Below are 17071 nucleotides of genomic sequence, written 5' to 3'. Positions count from 1 at the left end.
GCGCGGGGCTTTTTCCCCACCCCGCCCCTTCCCGAATGTCCTCAAGCGCCGGACGGGCTGATTTTCAGCCCGTCTGGGGGCACCTCCCAGCGGTAGCTGGGGGAGCTTGAGGACCGGGGTCCGGGGCGGAGCCCCGGTTACGGGAAGGGGCGGGTAGGGGACAAAGCCCCGCGCAGCGGTGTCAGCCGCGCGGCAGCAGTTCCGGCAGCCGCGCCAGCGTCCCCGGCAGGGCGTCCACCGCCAGGCCACCACCCTGGGCGACGTCGTCGTTGCCACCCCCGCGCCCGTTCAGCAGCGACTTCACCAGCGCCGCGGCCGAGAGGCCGGCCGCCCGGCCCGCCTTGTTGACCGCGACGGCCACCACGGCCTTGCCGCCGGAGTCCGAGCCGATCACCGCCACGCCCGGCCGGGTGTCCGGCAGGCGGTCGCGTACGGCCAGCGCCAGGGCGCGGGCGTCGCCGTCCGTGGTCGCGGTCACGGCGAGGGTGCCGGAGACCTCGGCCGCGGCGGCGGCGAGTTCCGCCGCGCGCCCGGCCGCGGCCCGCTGCCGCAGCTCCTCGGCCCGCTGGTCGGCGGCCTTGAGCCGGTCGAGCAGCACGGCCACCCGGTCGGTCAGCTGCGCGCGGGGCGCCTGGAGCTGCTCCGCGAGCCGGGCCACCAGGTCGCGCTCGCGCGCCAGGTAGCCGAAGCCCTCGACGCCGACCGCCGCCTCCAGCCGCCGCATGCCCGCGCCCACCGACGACTCGGCGGTCAGCGCCACCAGCCCGATCTGCGAGGCGTGCTCGACGTGCGTGCCGCCGCACAGCTCGCGCGACCACGCGCCGCCGATCTCCACGACCCGCACCCGCTCGCCGTAGGTTTCGCCGAACAGCGCGAGCGCGCCCAGCTCCTTGGCCTCGGGCAGCGTCATCCAGCGCACGTCCACGGCCAGGTCCCGGCGCAGGGCGCGGTTCGCGGCCTCCTCGACCTCGCTGCGGGCGGCCTGGCCCAGCGCACCGCGCCAGGGGAAGTCCAGGCGCAGGTAGCCGGGCCGGTTGTACGAGCCGGCCTGGAGCGCGGTGGGGCCGAGCACCTGGCGCAGCGCCGCGTGCAGCACGTGCGTACCGGAGTGCGCCTGGCGGGCGCCGAGCCGCCACTCGGCGTCGACGGCCGCCCGCACACCGTCGCCCACGGCCAACTCGCCCGCCGTCACCCGCACCTGATGGGTCACCAGGCCGGGCAGGGGCCGCTGGACGTCCAGCACCTCGGCCTCCACGGAGGCGCCGGTCAGCGCGCCCGCGTCACTGTCCTGGCCGCCGGACTCGGCGTAGAACGGGGTGCGGTCCAGGACGACCGTGGCGATCTCCCCGGCGCGCACCACCGGCAGCGGCCCGGCCGGCCCGAGCAGGGCCAGCACCTTGGAGTCGGTCAGCAGCGTGTCGTAGGCCCGCCAGTCCGTGGGGCCGTGCGCGTCGAGCACCGAGCGCAGCGCGGAGGTGTCCAGCGCCCCGCCGGACTTGCGGGCGCGGGCGTCGGCGCGGGCCCGCTCGCGCTGCTCGGCCATGAGCGCGGTGAAGCCCTCGCGGTCGACCTCGACGCCCTGCTCCTCGGCCATCTCCAGCGTCAGGTCGATGGGGAAGCCGTAGGTGTCGTGCAGCAGGAACGCCCGGTCGCCCGGGAGCCTCCGGCCGCCGGCCGCCTTGACCTCGGCGACGGCCGTGTCGAGCACGGTCGTGCCCTGCCGCAGGGTGGAGCGGAAGGCGTCCTCCTCCGCGTACGCCTGCTGCGAGATGCGGTCGAACTCCTCGGCCACCTCGGGGTAGCTCGCGGCCATGCAGTCGCGGGCCGCCGGCAGCAGCTCGGGCAGGGCGGGGTCCTGGTGGCCGAGCAGGCGCACCGAGCGGACGGCCCGGCGCAGGATGCGGCGCAGCACGTAGCCGCGGCCCTCGTTGCCGGGCGCGGTGCCGTCGGCGAGCAGCATCAGGGCGGTGCGGACGTGGTCGGCGACCACCCGCAGGCGGACGTCCGCCTCCGCGTCGGCCCCGTAGCGGGCGCCGGTCAGCTCGGCGGCCCGGTCGAGGATCGGCCGGGTCTCGTCGATCTCGTAGAGGTTGTCGACGCCCTGGAGGAGCGTCGCCATGCGCTCCAGGCCCATGCCGGTGTCGATGTTGCGGCGCGGCAGCTCGCCCAGGATGGGATACCCGGCCTTGCCGGTGCCCTCGCCGCGCTCGTACTGCATGAAGACGAGGTTCCAGAACTCCATGTAGCGGTCCTCGTCCACGGTGGGACCGCCCTCGCGGCCGAGGGCGGGGCCGCGGTCGTAGAAGAGCTCGGAGCAGGGGCCGCAGGGGCCGGGGACGCCCATGGACCAGAAGTTGTCCTCGTCGCCCCGGCGGACGATCCGCTCCCGCGGCAGCCCGGAGATCCGCCGCCACAGCTCGGCCGCCTCGTCGTCCGCGTGGTGGACGGTCGCCCAGATCCGGTCCGGGTCGAGTCCGAAGCCCCCCTCGGCGACGGGGGAGGTGGACAGCTCCCAGGCGTAGGAGATGGCCTCTTCCTTGAAGTAGTCGCCGAACGAGAAGTTGCCGTTCATCTGGAAGAACGACCCGTGCCGGGTGGTGCGGCCGACCTCTTCGATGTCCAGGGTGCGGATGCACTTCTGCACGCTCGTCGCGCGCCCCCACGGCGGCTGCGCCTCACCCGTCAGGTACGGCTTGAAGGGCACCATGCCGGCGTTGACGAACAGCAGCGTCGGGTCGGGCGTGGGCAGCGGCGCGCTGGGGACGACGGTGTGGCCGCGGGCGGCGAAGTAGTCGAGGAAGCGGGAACGGATCTCGGCGGTACGCATGCGGAACTCCGGGAGGTTCAGGTGGCACGGCCGGTCCGGCGGTCCCGGACCGGCGGTGGGGCGGCGCCGCCGCGCGGGGCGCGGCGGCGGCCTCGGGCTTACGCGACTACGGCTTTGCGGGCGACCGGGTGCAGCGCCGCGTACTCCAGCGGTGCCGACGGGTCGATCGACACGTCCAGCGGCGCCGGCTCCGCGCCCGCCCGCACCAGCAGGTCACCGACCGCGGCGATCATGGCGCCGTTGTCCGTGCACAGCCGCAGCGGCGGCACCCGCAGGGTTATGCCGGCCTTGGCGCACCGCTCCTCGGCCAGGGCCCGCACCCGGGAGTTGGCGGCCACGCCGCCGACCACGACGAGCGTGTCCACGCCGTGCTCCTTGCACGCGGCGACGGCCTTGCGGGTGAGGACGTCGGCGATGGCCTCCTGGAGGGAGGCGGCGCCGTCGGCCACCGGCAGCGGCAGCCCCGCGGCCCGGTGCTGCTCGGCCCAGCGCGCGGCGGCCGTCTTCAGGCCGGAGAAGGAGAACGCGTAGCGGTCGTCGCGCGGGCCCGTGAGCGGGCGAGGGAACGCCACCGCGCGCGGGTCGCCCTCGCGCGCCGCCCGGTCGACGGCCGGGCCGCCGGGGTAGGGCAGCCCGAAGACCCGGGCGACCTTGTCGAAGCACTCGCCCGCGGCGTCGTCGAGGGTGTCGCCGAGGTGGACGATCGGGTCGCGCGCCAGGTCCCGTACGAGCAGCAGCGAGGTGTGGCCGCCGGAGACGATCAGCACCATGCAGGGGTTGGGCAGCGGCCCGTGCTCCAGGGTGTCGGCGGCCACGTGCCCCGCGAGGTGGTGCACGCCGTAGAGCGGCACGCCCAGCGAGTACGCGAAGCCCTTCGCCGCCGCGACGCCCACCTGGAGCGCGCCGGACAGGCCGGGGCCGGTCGTGACGGCGACCGCGTCGATGTCACTCATGGTCAGACCCGCGTCGGCCAGCGCCGCGTGGACGACCGGCGCCGCCGCGTGCACGTGCGCGCGCGCCGCGATCTCCGGCACGACGCCGCCGAAGCGCGCGTGCTCGTCCATGCTGGACGCCACCGAGTGGCCCAGCAGCTTTCCGTCCTGGACCAGACCCGCACCGGTCTCGTCGCAGGACGACTCGATCCCCAGCACCACCGGTGAACGCTTCACGCCGCGCTGCCTCCCGCCTTCTGTAGTAATTGCACATTGTATGCAACTGCGGGGACACAGTCCCGGCTGTGCCGCCGTCGTCGCTGGTCAGTAGAGTTCCCGTGCTCCCCGACCGCCGCGAACCCCCGAGGTACGAGACCCCGTGAGCCATGCCCCCGTGACCGTCGTAGGCATCGGTGCCGACGGCTGGCCCGGCCTCGCCCCCGGTTCCCGGGAGGCGCTCCGCGCCGCCGAGGTGGTCGTCGGCGGACCGCGCCAGCTGGATCTGCTCCCGGAGGACTGTACCGGCGAGCGCGTCCCCTGGCCGTCGCCGCTGCGCCCCGCCGTGCCCGGCCTGCTGGCCGCCCACGCCGGGCGGCGCGTCTGCGTGCTCGCCAGCGGCGACCCCATGTTCTTCGGCATCGGCCGCACGCTCGTGGACGTCCTCGGCGACCCGGCCCGGCTGCGGGTGCTGCCGCACCCCTCCTCCGTCAGTTACGCCTGCGCCCGGCTCGGCTGGCCGCTGGACGACACCGAGGTGGTCAGCCTGGTCGGCCGGCCGCTCGGCGCGCTCGTCACCGCGCTGCACCCGGGCCGCCGCCTGCTGGTGCTCAGCGCCGGGGCCGGCACCCCGGCCGAGGTGGCGGAGCTGCTGACCGCGCGCGGCTTCGGGCCGAGCCGGCTGACCCTGCTGGAGCAGCTCGGCGGCCCGCGCGAGCGCCGCGCCGAGGGCCCGGCCGAGGGCTGGCCGCACCCGCCCGGCGACGCGCTGAACGTCCTCGCCGTCGAGTGCCGGGCCACCCCCGGCGCGCCGCGCCTCCCGCTCACGCCCGGCCTCCCGGACGACGCCTTCGAGCACGACGGGCAGCTGACGAAGCGTCATCTACGGGCGGTGACGCTCGCCACGCTCGCCCCGGCACCCGGCGAGCTGCTGTGGGACGTGGGCGGCGGCTCCGGCTCCATCGGCGTCGAGTGGATGCGCGCCCACCGCTCCTGCCGCGCCGTCGCCGTCGAGCGCGACCCCGTACGGGCCGGCCGGATCGCCCGTAACGCCGAGGCGCTCGGCGTGCCCGCCCTGCGCGTCGTCACCGGCGCCGCCCCGGTGGCCCTGGCCGGGCTGCCCACGCCGGACGCGATCTTCGTGGGCGGCGGGCTCACCGCCCCCGGCCTGCTCGACGCCTGCTGGGAGGCGCTGCCCGGCGGCGGCCGGCTGGTCGCCAACACCGTCACCCTCGAATCCGAGGCGCTGCTCACCGAGTGGTACCGGCGGCACGGCGGCGAGCTGACCCGCCTCGCCGTGGCGCGGGCCGTCCCCGTCGGCGGCTTCACCGGCTGGCGGCAGGCCATGCCGGTCACGCAGTGGTCCGTGACCAAGCCGCGGGGACCCGTGGCCGAACCCGTACAAGGAGAGCTCCAGCCATGACCGTGTACTTCATCGGCGCCGGCCCCGGCGCCGCCGACCTCATCACGGTGCGGGGCGCGCGGACCCTGGCCCGCTGCGAAGTCTGCCTCTACGCGGGCAGCCTCGTCCCCCGGGAGCTCCTCGCCGACTGCCCGCCCGGCGCCCGGCTCGTGGACACCGCCCGGCTGGACCTGGAGCAGATCACGGCGGAGTTCGTCCGCGCCCACGAGGCCGGCCAGGACGTCGCCCGGCTGCACTCCGGCGACCCGGCCGTCTTCAGCGCCGTCGCCGAGCAGATGCGCCGCCTGGACGCGGCCGGGATCCCGTACGAGATCGTGCCCGGCGTGCCCTCCTTCGCCGCGGCCGCCGCGGCGCTCGGCCGCGAGCTGACCGTGCCGACCGTCGGCCAGACGGTCATCCTCACCCGCGTCGCCCAGCAGGCCACCCCGATGCCGCCCGGCGAGGACCTCGCGACGCTCGGCCGTAGCGGCGCCCTGCTCGTCCTCCATCTGGCGGCCCGCTACACCGACCGCGTCGTCGCCGAGCTGCTCCCGCACTACGGCGCGGACTGCCCCGCGGCCGTCGTCGCCATGGCCAGCCGCCCCGACGAGATCGTCCTGCGCGGCACGCTGGCCGACATCGCGGGGCAGGTGGCGGAGGCCGGGGTGGTCCGTACGGCGGTCATCCTCGTGGGCCGCGCGCTGGCGGCGGAGCAGTTCCCGGACAGCTATCTGTACTCGACCGGACGGGACCGCCGCGACCACTGAGGGCAGCCTATGCTTACCCCCAAATGATCATGTGGCAGTCGACCGGCCACGCTGTTTCATAGGGGGATACGCATGTCCAAGCACATATCGAAGGTTCTGCGGGGTGCGCTGGTCGCGCTCACCGCGGCGGGTGTCGTCGGGGGCGCGGCGGTCGTCCCGGCCGGCGCCACGACGCAGGGCAAGGGCTCGCACGCCGCGACGCAGGCCGCCCTGGACGGCCTCGTCGCCGCGGGCATGCCGGGCGTCGCCGCCGGGACCTGGACGCCCCAGGGCACCTGGTCCGGCTCGGCCGGCTACGCCGACACGGACGCCAAGCGCAAGCGGACCGCTGACGACCACTTCCGTGCGGGCAGCATCACCAAGTCCTTCGTCGCCACCGTCCTGCTCCAGCTGGAGGCCGAGGGCAAGCTGAGCCTGGACGACTCCTTGGAGCGCCGCCTGCCCGGCGTCGTGAAGGGCAACGGCTACGACGCCACCAAGATCACGATCCGTCAGCTCCTCAACCACACCAGCGGCGTGCACGACATGGTGTACACCCCGGAGTGGGACAAGGAGATGAACGGCCCCGGGTTCTTCGAGCACCGCTACGACATCAAGACGCCCGAGCAGATCGTCGCCATGGGCATCAAGTACGGCCCCGACTTCGAGCCGGGCAAGGGCTGGCGCTACTCCAACACCAACTTCGTCCTCGGCGGCATGATCATCGAGAAGGTCACCGGGAAGCCGTACGCCCGCGAGGTGGAGCGCCGCATCGTCAAGCCGCTCGGCCTGAAGGAGACGACCTTCCCGGGCACCGACCCGAAGCTGCCGGCCCCGCACCCCGTCGGCTACTCCAAGCTCTACGTGCCCAACCCGGGCCCGCGGATCTACGACGCCACCGAGTACCGGCCGTCCTGGTCCGGCGCCACCGGCGAGGTCGTGAGCACCAGCGGCGACCTCAACCGCTTCTACAGCGCGCTGCTCCAGGGCAAGCTGCTGCCGAAGAAGCAGCTCGACGCGATGCTCACCACCGTCGAGACCGGCGAGCACTACACCTACGGGCTCGGCATCATCTCCCGCAAGCTGACCTGCGGCGTCCAGGTGTACGGCCACGACGGCGTCGTCTGGGGCTCGCTCTCCGGTGCGGCCGGCACGCGGGACGGCAAGCACATGCTGACCTTCAACATCAACGGTGACTGGCTCGACCAGAGCCCGCCCTTCGAGAACATGTTCGAGGGCGAGTTCTGCGGGACCGCCACCAAGAGCGACAAGAAGCCGGCGGCCCGGGCGGCGCTCGGCCCGGTGAACCGCTAGACGACAACCCGGGCGGCCCTCAAGGCCCCTGGTACCCACCTTGTGGTCGACACAGGTGACCGCCGCCGCTGAGTGCGCGACGCGCAGGAGGGCGCGGCACGTCGGCCCGGTGCCGGGCAAAGCCGCCGAGCACCGGGTGCGGCGGCTTTGCCGCAGGCCCTTCGCGGCGCCTTTCATGGCCGAAAATGCTCTCCACAAGCCCTTCACACAGGCCGTTGAATGCCGTGGCCAACGCTGATCACCGATCAGCACGTCAGCGCACTCTTCACGCTTGGGAGACACCCCATGAGACGACTCCGCACCGCGGGTCTGGCACTTCTCGGCGCGACGCTCGTCGCCTCCGTCACGGCGAGCCCGGCCCAGGCGTCGCCGGGCGAGACCCGCACGGTGTGCGCCGACTCGATGACCCCGGACGGCTGGGTCGACGTGAACTGGGGCACCAGCGCCTCGTGCCGCGTGATGAGCGGCTCGAACATCAAGATGATCAAGCAACTGGACGGTCTCCCCGTCGGCACCCAGGTCAACGCCTGCGCCTCCGCGCAACCGCCGAGCGGCTGGACCAAGGTCCAGACCTACTACAGCGGCGGCTGCGTGGTCTTCGTCAACTCCTCCTTCACGCCGAACGCCTGGCTGCTGCGGAAGACCTCCTGACCGGAGGGCGGCGGGGGCGGGGCACTCGGCCGAGGGGCCGTCACCGACGACCGCTTCGGATACCAGGAGGACTGCCGGCCGGAGGAATCCGGTGCGTTGCCGTACCTGTGCCCTGGCTGGGGGCAGCGGCCGGGGGTGGATGTGGACACGGGGCCGGGGTCCGTACTCCTCGCGCCACGGGGGCGCTTCCCGAGCGTCGGGAACTTCCGGCTCAGCCATACCCCACCGTGACCCGAGAGACCGGCCGAAGCAGCTGCCAGTAGTTCAGACAGACGAGTCGGCCAGGCGCCATCGGCGTCTGGGGAGGGTGGCCTCGCCCGAGCCCAACTGCCGCCCGAACCATGACAGGAATTCGGCCTCGCCCCATAGTCTGACAGTGACGAGCTGCACAGAGAGGGGCGAGACCGTGTCACCAGATGCTACCCCCGACCCGTATGCCGAACCGATCGGCTTCGGGCAACGACTGCAACTGCTTCGAACGCGACGAGGAATGAGTCGAGTTGTTCTGGCCGGCCTGGTGGGCCGGTCACCCAGCTGGGTGAAGGCAGTGGAAAGCGGACGTCTTCAGACCCCCAAGCTACACACGATCCTGCGCATCGCCGAGGCTCTGCGCGTCGGTGACCTTGTTGACCTGACCGGCGATCAAACCACCCACGTTGATCTCTTCACCGGCCCCGGCCACAAACGACTCCCGGTGGTGAAGGCAGCAGTCGACGCCTTCCTGCTCCCCGCAGATCTTGAAGCGCCGCCAACTGAGCACCTGCAAGCGCGCCTTGCCCGAGCCTGGAAAGCCCGCCACTCAGCACCCCACCACCGCGACGTGATCGGCCAGCTACTCCCCGACCTCATCCGCGACGCCCAACTTGCCGTACGGCAGGCCGAAGCCAAGCCGACCCTCCGCGCTGCGCAGGCTGTCCTGTCGGAGGTCTACTCCCTGTCGCAGTTCTTCATCGCCTACCAACCGGACGCCCATCTACTGTGGCGAGTGGTGGAGCGCAGCATGATCGCCGCCCGGGAGTCCGAGGACCCACATGCCATCGGCGTCGCCGCGTGGCTCGCCGCACAGGCACACCGCGACAGCGGCCCCACACACTACGACGCCGCAGATGCGGTCACCATGGAAACGCTGGAGTACCTGCAACCCCTGCTCGCCGACGCCGGTCCAGGGGTCCTGGCCATCGCCGGCGCGCTCCGGTTCGAGGCCGGCTACACCGCCGCGCGCCGAGGGAATCAGGGGAGCGCCTGGGGCCACTTCGACAAGGCCAGGGCCATGTCGAAGACCTTGCCCCCCGGCTACTACCACCCGATCACCTCGTTCTCGGAGGCGATCATGGGTGCCCACGCTGTGACTGTCGCTGTCGAGCTCCGGGCAGGAGGCGAGAGCGTCAAGCAAGCCGCAGCGGCGGACGCCCTGACGATCCCCTCCCTGCCACGCCGGGCCCGGCACCGTATCGAGGAAGCCCGGGGCTACCAACTGGACGGCCAGCCGGACACCGCGCTCGCCACCCTGGACAAGGCGTTCGAGTCCGCGCCGGAAACCGTTCGGTACAACGGCTACGCCAAGGGCATCATCCTTGAGCAGACCGAGTCCCGGACACCGACCCGACGCCGCCGCGCCTCGGAGCTGGCCGTGAAGATCGGCATCCTCGCGGCGTAGGGCAGCTCAAGTCGTGAGCGATCGAGGGGGCACAAACTGTGCCCCCTCTTCCCTTGCCTCGGTCCTACGGTCATCCCCACATCCGCTCACCGATGATCGTGGGGCCCTCATGGACAACGCTCTCCTCAAGTGGTTGACCTCCGCCTGTCTGCCGGAGCTCGATCGTGCACAGGCCGCGCCATGCCCGTGACCCGGCCCGACCACCCCTACACGACCGAGCAATGCCGCACTGGGCAACACGCCGGCTGTTCCGGGGCGACCCTGCTTCGCCGGATCGGCGCGCCATCCCGAGCGGCTCAGACCGTGCCCCTGATCTGCCGGTGCACCTGTCATCAGTCCACAACCGAGGCCGCCAGATGAGTATCTACACCCACCCCAGCCTGACCTCCGACGCCGCACACTGGCTCCTGTGCCGCGAGACATCACCATGGCGGGCCCGGGAGGACTGGGCCCGCGGTGCCAACGCCGGCATCCGGCTCCAGCACTTCGATGCCGTCTACCTCCCCGCGGACCTGGTCGAAGAAAGGATGCCAAGCAGCATCCGCGACCGCGAAGGAGTCGAAGCCCACCTCCGGGCCGCCGGCCTCACCCACGGCGTCATCGTCCCGAAGGCCCAGCTGCACTACGTAATGCTCGTACCACCCAGCACCGCTGACACTTGGGCGGAACCCCGGACGGAGTGCCGGAGCCGCCGCGACCACGCGGGATACGTCGCCGCGCCCCCGCCGGCCCGCCGAAGCCGGCCCGGCGCGTACTGGATCCTGCCCCCGCCCGAGTCCGACGAGAACCTCTGCGACCCGGAATCCGTACGAGGCCTGATGCAGCGGGCGGCCCAATGACCCCGCCAGCGGCAGAAGGAGCGCAGTCCGAGGACCTATTCCTCACCAGTAACCGCCGTGCCTGGGGCGGTGGAGAGGCTGCGGGCAGGGCGCCTCGTCTCCGCGCCCCACTCCGCCTGGCACCTACCGGCTCCCCTCCCGCCACCAGCCCGCCCGGGCTGCTCTGCGACCCGAAGTGCGTGCGCTGATCAGGCCCAAGTCCCTCCAGCGTGCCGGCCTCGCTCGGCCCGGCAAACCGCCGGCCACCCCCCGGTTTCACAGGTCGCGCGGACCCCGTGGCTCCGCGCGGCCCACGATCGTGCCCGCGCGGTCGATGCAGATGACGTCGACCGTGACGGGCGCGCCGCGCAGCACGGCCAGCGCCTCGTCCCGGGCCGTCGCCGCCACCAGGTCGCCGAGCGGGACGCCCTCGGCCGCGCACCGCTGGAGAGCGTCCAGGCCGGTGTTGGCACCCGCCACGGCGGCCGCCAGTTCCTCGCCGGCGCCGCCGCGCCGGGCCAGCTCCGCCAGGAACCCCTTGTCCACCTGCGAACGCGCCGAGTGCAGGTCCAGATGGCCCGCCGCCAGCTTGGACAGCTTCGCGAAGCCGCCCGCGACCGTCAGCCGGTCCACCGGGTGCCGCCGCACGTACTTCAGCACCGCCCCCGCGAAGTCGCCCATGTCCAGCAGCGCGTCCTCCGGCAGCCCGTGCACCGCCACAGCCACCTTCTCCGACGTCGAGCCCGTGCACCCCGCCACGTGCGTACGCCCCGCCGCGCGGGCCACGTCCACGCCGCGCCGGATGCTGTCGATCCACGCCGAGCACGAATACGGCACGACGATGCCCGTCGTGCCCAGGATCGAGATGCCGCCGAGGATCCCGAGCCGGGGGTTCCAGGTGGACCGGGCGATCTCCTCGCCGTGGTCCACGGACACCTCGATCTCGACGTCGCCCGTACCGCCGTGCCGGGCGGCCGTCTCCGCCACGTGGTCGCGCATCATCTGCCGTGGCACGGGGTTGATCGCGGGCTCCCCGACCGGCAGCGGCAGCCCCGGCCGGGTGACCGTCCCCACGCCCGGCCCCGCCCGGAACACCACGCCCGAGCCGGGCGGCAGGACCCGTACCGTCGAGCGGATCAGCGCCCCGTGCGTGACGTCCGGATCGTCGCCGGCGTCCTTCACGATCGCCGCCATCACCCGGCCGTCGCCGTGCGCCCGCTCCGCGGCGAGCGCGAACGCGGGCGTCTGGCCCTTGGGCAGCGTGATCGTCACCGGGTCGGGGAACTCCCCGGTCAGCAGCGCCGTGTACGCGGCCGTGGTCGCGGCCGTCGCACAGGCGCCGGTCGTCCAGCCGTGCCGCATCCCGGTGTGCGCGAGCTGCGCGGTCCGGCCGCCGGTGACCTGACCGGCGAGGGGCTCAGCCACGGGGGGCTCCGCCCGTGGAAGCGTCATGGGCGACGGTGCGGTGGGCCGGGGCCGCGTCGTGAGCGTCGGCGTGACGGAAGCCGGCGTGTGGCACGCCGTGCCCGCCGACCCCGCCTCGTGCCGCGCCGGCCCGGCGGGTACCGTTCCCTGGCGTCGCACCGGCCGCCACCCGCGTCCGGCCGGCCGGACGCGCACCCTCCACCAGCGAAAGGCACCGCGTGAGCGCCCAGCGCCACATCCTCGTTCTCGGCGGCACCACCGAGGCGCGGCAGCTCGCCGCCGAGCTCGCCGGGGACCCCGCGCTGCGGGTCACGACCTCGCTCGCCGGACGTGTCGCCCGGCCCCGGCTGCCCGCCGGGCAGGTGCGGATCGGAGGGTTCGGGGGGCCCGAGGGCATGGCCCGCTGGCTGCGCGAGCAGCAGGTGGACGCGCTCATCGACGCCACCCATCCTTTCGCCGGCACGATCAGTTTCCACGCGGCGCAGGCCGCCGCGTCCGTCCATGTTCCCTTGCTCGCCCTCCGCCGCGCCGGGTGGGTACCCGGCCCCGGCGACCGATGGCACCAGGTCAGCACCCTGACCGACGCCGCGGACGCCCTGCCGGCCCTCGGCGAACGCGTCTTCCTCACCACCGGCCGCATGGGCCTCGCCACCTTCGCGCACCTGACCGCCCAGTGGTTCCTCGTCCGCTCCGTGGACGCCCCGGAACCCCCCATGCCACCCCGCACGGAGATCCTCCTGGACCGGGGCCCCTTCACCGTGGAGGGCGAGACGGAACTCCTGCGCCGCCACCGCATCGACGTCCTGGTGACGAAGGACAGCGGGGCGGCGGCGACCTCGGCGAAGCTCGTCGCGGCGCGCGAGGCGGGCGTACCGGTGGTGGTCGTCCGGAGGCCCCCGGTCCCGGACGGCGTGCCGGAGGTGGCGGACCCGGCCGGGGCGGTGGACTGGGTACGGGCGCTGCCCGGCTGAGGGCGCCCTGCCGGTCCGGCGCCGAAGCCCTCGGCGTGCCGGCCGATCCGGATGCTCCAGCTCACGTGGGCGACCGGGACCGAGATCGAACGCCGCCCCGGCCCGGCCACCCGCTACCGCGCGGCCCTGGACGGCGCGAACATCCTCGACCGCGACGACCCGAGATGGCGCGCGGCCCGGGGCCTGAGTCCGACGCAGGCGGTCCGGCAGTCCGTAACGGGCTGCCGGACCGGCGGGTCATCCCTCCGGATACCGCCGAGGCGTCCAGACGATCTCCTCGCCGCCCCCCGGGCCCCGGCGGACCGTCCGGGTCTGGGTGGAGCCCACCAGCAGGATCGTGCGCATGTCGACGTCGGCCGGGTCGAGGTCGCCCAGGCGGACGACGCGGACGCTCTCCTCCGGGCCGCCCACGTCGCGGCCGAGGACCACAGGGGTCTCCGGGGCGCGGTGTTCGAGGAGGAGGTCACGGGCCTTGCCCACCTGCCAGACGCGGCTGCGGGAGCCGGGGTTGTACAGGGCCAGGACCAGGTCCGCGGCCGCCGCGGCGCGCAGTCGCTCCGCGATGACCTCCCAGGGCTTGAGCCGGTCGGAGAGGGAGACGACCGCGTAGTCGTGGCCCAGGGGGGCGCCCGCCCGGGAGGCGGCCGCGTGGGCGGCCGTCATGCCGGGGACGATCCGGACCGGGATCTCGCGGTACGGGTCCTCGGAGGCGACCTCCAGGACCGCCGTCGCCATCGCGAAGACGCCCGGGTCACCCGACGAGACGACGGCGACCCGCCGCCCCTCGCGCGCGAGGTCGAGCGCGAACTCGGCGCGCTCGGACTCCACCTTGTTGTCGGAGGCGTGCCGCCGCTGCCCGGGGCGCGCCGGCACCCGGTCCACGTACGTGCTGTAGCCGACGACGTCATCGGCCGCCGCCAGCTCGCCCCGCGCCTCCGGCGTGAGCCACAGCGGGCCGGCCGGGCCGAGCCCGACGACCACGACCCGGCCCCGGCCCGCGTCCGGCGCCGCCGGGGCCGCGCCCACGCGGCTCGGCAGCACCGCCACCGAGAAGTACGGCACCGACTCCGGGTCCACGTCGGCCAGCCGGCCCGTACGCTCCCCGCTCATCGTGGCGCGCTCGACGTACCGCGCCTCCTCCAGCCGGCCCGCGCGCTCCAGCGCGCCCCGCACCGTCGGGAAGGTCCGGCCGAGCTTCATCACCACGGCCGAGTCGGTCGAGGCCAGCCGGGCCGCGAGCTCCTCCTCGGGCAGCGTGCCCGGCAGGATCGTCAGCACCTCCTCGCCCTCCACCAGCGGCTCGCCCAGCCGGGCCGCCGCCGCGCTGAACGACGTGACGCCGGGGACCACCTCGGTCGGGTAGCGGTGGGCCAGCCGCTTGTGCATGTGCATGTACGAGCTGTAGAAGAGCGGGTCGCCCTCGGCGAGCACCGCCACCGTGCGGCCCGCGTCGAGGTGCGCGGCCAGCCGGGCGGCGGCCTCCTCGTAGAACTCCTCCATGGCGGCCCGGTAGCCGCCGGGGTGGTCCGTGGTCTCCGTCGTGACCGGGTAGACCAGCCGCTCCTCGATGTGGTCGGGGCGCAGATGGCGTTCCGCGATCGAGCGCGCGATCGACCGGCCGTGCCGGGCGCTGTGGTACGCGACCACGTCCGCCGCGGCGATGGCCTCGACGGCCCGCACGGTCATCAGGTCCGGGTCGCCGGGGCCGAGTCCCACCCCGTACAGCCGGCCCGTCGTCAAAGGCTGCTCGCTCACTCTTCCTCGCTCGCTATCGCGTTGATCGCGGCCGCGGCCATGGCGCTGCCGCCACGCCGGCCCCGCACCACCAGGTACTCCAGCCCCAGCGGGCTGTCCGCCAGGGCGTCCTTGGACTCGGCGGCGCCGATGAAGCCGACCGGTATGCCGATGACGGCGGCCGGCCGGGGCGCGCCCTCGGCCACCATCTCCAGGAGGCGGAACAGGGCGGTGGGCGCGTTGCCGACGGCCACCACCGCGCCGTCCAGCTTCTCGCGCCACAGCTCCAGCGCGGCCGCGCTGCGCGTGGTTCCCATGCGCCGCGCGAGGTCGGGGACCGCCGGGTCGGTGAGGGTGCACAGCACCTCGTTGCCGGCGGGCAGCCGCTTGCGGGTGACGCCGCTGGCCACCATGTTCGCGTCGCACAGGATCGGCGCGCCGGCGCGCAGCGCCTCGCTCGCCCGCTCCACGACCCGCGGGCTGTACGAGACGTCCCGTACGAGGTCGGTCATCCCGCAGGCGTGGATCATGCGGACCACGACCCGGCTCACGTCCGGCGGCAGTCCGCCGAGGTCCGCCTCGGCCCGGATGGTGGCGAAGGACTGGCGGTAGATGGACGCGCCGTCCTTGTCGTACTCGAACACTCTGCCTCGCTCGCTGGTTTCGCTCTGTGCGCCGTTCCGCCGCTGTGGTGCCGAACGGGTTCTGGCCGGATCTACTGCTGAATCGTTGTGCGGGTCCGTGCTCCGGACCGTGCCGCCGCCACGGCGTCCGCCGGCCCTTCCGGTCCGGCCGAAGTCACCCGTCGCGCGGGCCCGCTCCACGTGCCGTCCCGCTCGGTGACCTCGTACCCGTCGCCGGTCGCGAGGACGTCGACCCACCGGCCGCCCGGGTGGCCGCAGCGCCGCTCGCACCCGGACCAGTACACCGGGAGGAGCCCCGCGGACCGCCGCCGGCCGAGGGCGGCCGCCGCGTCCGCCCGTACGTCCGCGCGGGACTTGGCGCAGCCGGGCCGGCCCGCGCAGGCGCCCGCGCCGTGCCAGGCGGAGGCCGTGGAGGTGACGAACCCCGCGTCCGCGAGGGACGCCAGCAGCCCGGGGGCCTTCGCTTGGGTGAGGCCGGGGACGACGAGGCCGCGCCAGGGGGTCACCCGGATCTCGCGGGCCCCTTCCCCGGCGGCGACGTCCGTGACGAGCCGCCACTGAGCGGCCGTCAGCCGCCCCAGCGGTGCCGTCACCGACAGGGCGCACAGGCCGTCCGGGCCCGTCACCAGGCCCGGCCCGGCGGGGTCGCCGGCGGGGAGCCGGAGGTCGGGGAGCGGCGTGTAGGCGATGCCCGCCGCGGTGAGCCGGTCCGCCAGCAGGGCGGTGGTCGGCCGCCGCCCGGGCGGCAGTTCCCGCACCCGCCAGGCCGTCGCGCCGCCGGACTCCAGCGCCGCCAGGAACGCGGCCGCCGCCAGCACGGCCGCGCGCGGGGCGTCCCGGGCGAGGACCCGCAGGCCGGGCCCGGACGTCCCGAAGTACAGGCCGGCCCGTCCGTCGCTTGCGATCAATGTCACATCCGGCCGGAGGGCCACGATGTCACCGCGTCCGTCGTCCAGCCCGAAAAGGAACCTGCCGGAGAGACCGGTCAGATCGGCGGGGCCGTCGTCGGCGCAGAGCAGTCCGTCCAGCTCACGCACCCACGCCTGGACGTCGGGGGAGGGCGAACCGGCCGCCGGAAGGTCCCCGTCCGGCCCGGATCCGGAATCCGGGTGCCGGCCGTCCAGACCGCACAGCGGGGAGGCCACCACATTGCGGATCCGGTCGTGCCGGTCCGAGGGCAGCAGCCCGGCCGCCCGCAGCTCCCGCGCGAGGTCGCCGCCGCAGCCGGCGGGGAGACCGCGCAGCTGGACGTTGCCGCGCGAGGTGAGGTCGAGGTGCCCGTCGCCCAGCTCCTCCGCGCACCGGGCCAGCACCGCCGCCTGACGGTCGGTCAGCAAGCCGCCGGGCAGCCGGACCCGGGCCAGCGCGCCGTCGTCCGCGGCGTGCAGACGCAGGGCGCCGGGGCAGGCGTCACCGCGCTCGCGGACGGGCCCGGCGGCGGGCGCGCCGGCACCGGAATCGTCCCGGTCCGTGGAGAGTGCGGGGGTGGAGGGCATGGCGGCGAGCATACCGACGCCCGCGCCCGGCGCACGGCCCCGGACCGCACACCCCACACACTCCCGTACCGCGCCCTGCCAGCGCTTACTATGCTCAGCAGTGGAACAGTGCCCGCTCCGCGAGCACTGCTTCCGAACGCCAGCGACGGCGACAGGGGAGGAAGCCGGTGAGACTCCGGCACGGTCCCGCCACTGTGAGCCCGGCAGCGATGCCGGGCGAGTCAGGAACTCCCGCCGT

General features: G+C 74.3%; 13 protein-coding genes and 1 riboswitch. Of the genes, 7 read left to right on the top strand and 6 right to left on the bottom strand.

Annotated features, from left to right (window positions below):
• Positions 1-181: 181 nt before the first annotated feature.
• Together alaS and tsaD are read right to left on the bottom strand one after the other, a co-directional pair.
• Complete coding sequence (gene alaS, locus SMD11_RS04365) at positions 182-2827, bottom strand: alanine--tRNA ligase (protein ID WP_087925164.1); 2646 nt, start codon at positions 2825-2827, stop codon at positions 182-184.
• Positions 2828-2925: 98 nt separating this feature from the next.
• Positions 2926-3981, bottom strand: a complete 1056-nt coding sequence (gene tsaD, locus SMD11_RS04360) for a tRNA (adenosine(37)-N6)-threonylcarbamoyltransferase complex transferase subunit TsaD (protein ID WP_087930280.1) — start codon at positions 3979-3981, stop codon at positions 2926-2928.
• Between the two features lie 157 nt (positions 3982-4138).
• Between tsaD and cbiE the strand changes: the two genes are divergently transcribed.
• From cbiE to SMD11_RS04330, 6 genes are all read left to right on the top strand, one after another.
• Positions 4139-5398: a precorrin-6y C5,15-methyltransferase (decarboxylating) subunit CbiE gene (gene cbiE, locus SMD11_RS04355; RefSeq protein ID WP_087925163.1), complete on the top strand. Its 1260-nt coding sequence runs from the start codon at positions 4139-4141 to the stop codon at positions 5396-5398.
• Positions 5395-6144: a precorrin-4 C(11)-methyltransferase gene (cobM, locus tag SMD11_RS04350; protein WP_087925162.1), complete on the top strand. Its 750-nt coding sequence runs from the start codon at positions 5395-5397 to the stop codon at positions 6142-6144. The genes cbiE and cobM overlap by 4 nt, the downstream gene beginning before the upstream one ends.
• Before the next feature lie 72 nt (positions 6145-6216).
• On the top strand, positions 6217-7437 hold the full coding sequence (locus SMD11_RS04345; protein ID WP_087925161.1) for a serine hydrolase domain-containing protein: 1221 nt from the start codon (positions 6217-6219) through the stop codon (positions 7435-7437).
• A 285-nt stretch (positions 7438-7722) separates the two neighbouring features.
• Positions 7723-8088: a hypothetical protein gene (locus SMD11_RS04340; protein ID WP_087925160.1), complete on the top strand. Its 366-nt coding sequence runs from the start codon at positions 7723-7725 to the stop codon at positions 8086-8088.
• A gap of 406 nt (positions 8089-8494) precedes the next feature.
• Positions 8495-9745, top strand: coding sequence for a helix-turn-helix domain-containing protein (locus SMD11_RS04335; RefSeq protein WP_199843794.1), 1251 nt, complete (start codon positions 8495-8497; stop codon positions 9743-9745).
• A gap of 356 nt (positions 9746-10101) precedes the next feature.
• Positions 10102-10584 carry a hypothetical protein gene (locus SMD11_RS04330; RefSeq protein WP_087925158.1) on the top strand — a complete coding sequence of 161 codons (483 nt, stop codon included), beginning with the start codon at positions 10102-10104 and terminating at the stop codon, positions 10582-10584.
• Between the two features lie 255 nt (positions 10585-10839).
• Here SMD11_RS04330 and SMD11_RS04325 read toward each other — a convergent pair whose 3' ends face one another.
• Positions 10840-12015 (bottom strand): cobalt-precorrin-5B (C(1))-methyltransferase, encoded by a 1176-nt coding sequence (locus SMD11_RS04325; protein WP_087925157.1) that lies wholly within the window; start codon positions 12013-12015, stop codon positions 10840-10842.
• A 191-nt stretch (positions 12016-12206) separates the two neighbouring features.
• Between SMD11_RS04325 and SMD11_RS04320 the strand changes: the two genes are divergently transcribed.
• Positions 12207-12959: a cobalt-precorrin-6A reductase gene (locus tag SMD11_RS04320; RefSeq protein WP_087925156.1), complete on the top strand. Its 753-nt coding sequence runs from the start codon at positions 12207-12209 to the stop codon at positions 12957-12959.
• A gap of 237 nt (positions 12960-13196) precedes the next feature.
• On the opposite strand, the gene SMD11_RS04315 is transcribed toward SMD11_RS04320, so the two are convergent.
• The 3 genes from SMD11_RS04315 to SMD11_RS04305 all read right to left on the bottom strand — a co-directional run bounded on the left by SMD11_RS04315 (position 13197) and on the right by SMD11_RS04305 (position 16845).
• On the bottom strand, positions 13197-14714 hold the full coding sequence (locus SMD11_RS04315) for a precorrin-2 C(20)-methyltransferase (protein WP_087925155.1): 1518 nt from the start codon (positions 14712-14714) through the stop codon (positions 13197-13199).
• Positions 14711-15337 carry a precorrin-8X methylmutase gene (locus tag SMD11_RS04310; protein WP_087925154.1) on the bottom strand — a complete coding sequence of 209 codons (627 nt, stop codon included), beginning with the start codon at positions 15335-15337 and terminating at the stop codon, positions 14711-14713. Before SMD11_RS04310 ends, SMD11_RS04315 begins: the two co-directional genes overlap by 4 nt.
• Before the next feature lie 71 nt (positions 15338-15408).
• Positions 15409-16845, bottom strand: a complete 1437-nt coding sequence (locus tag SMD11_RS04305) for a cobalamin biosynthesis protein CobG (protein WP_087925153.1) — start codon at positions 16843-16845, stop codon at positions 15409-15411.
• A gap of 145 nt (positions 16846-16990) precedes the next feature.
• Positions 16991-17064: riboswitch (cobalamin riboswitch) on the top strand.
• Positions 17065-17071 lie beyond the last annotated feature (7 nt).

The sequence above is a fragment of the Streptomyces albireticuli genome (assembly GCF_002192455.1).
GTDB classification, from domain to species: domain Bacteria; phylum Actinomycetota; class Actinomycetes; order Streptomycetales; family Streptomycetaceae; genus Streptomyces; species Streptomyces albireticuli_B.
This window is presented reverse-complemented; position numbering and strand designations above follow the sequence as displayed.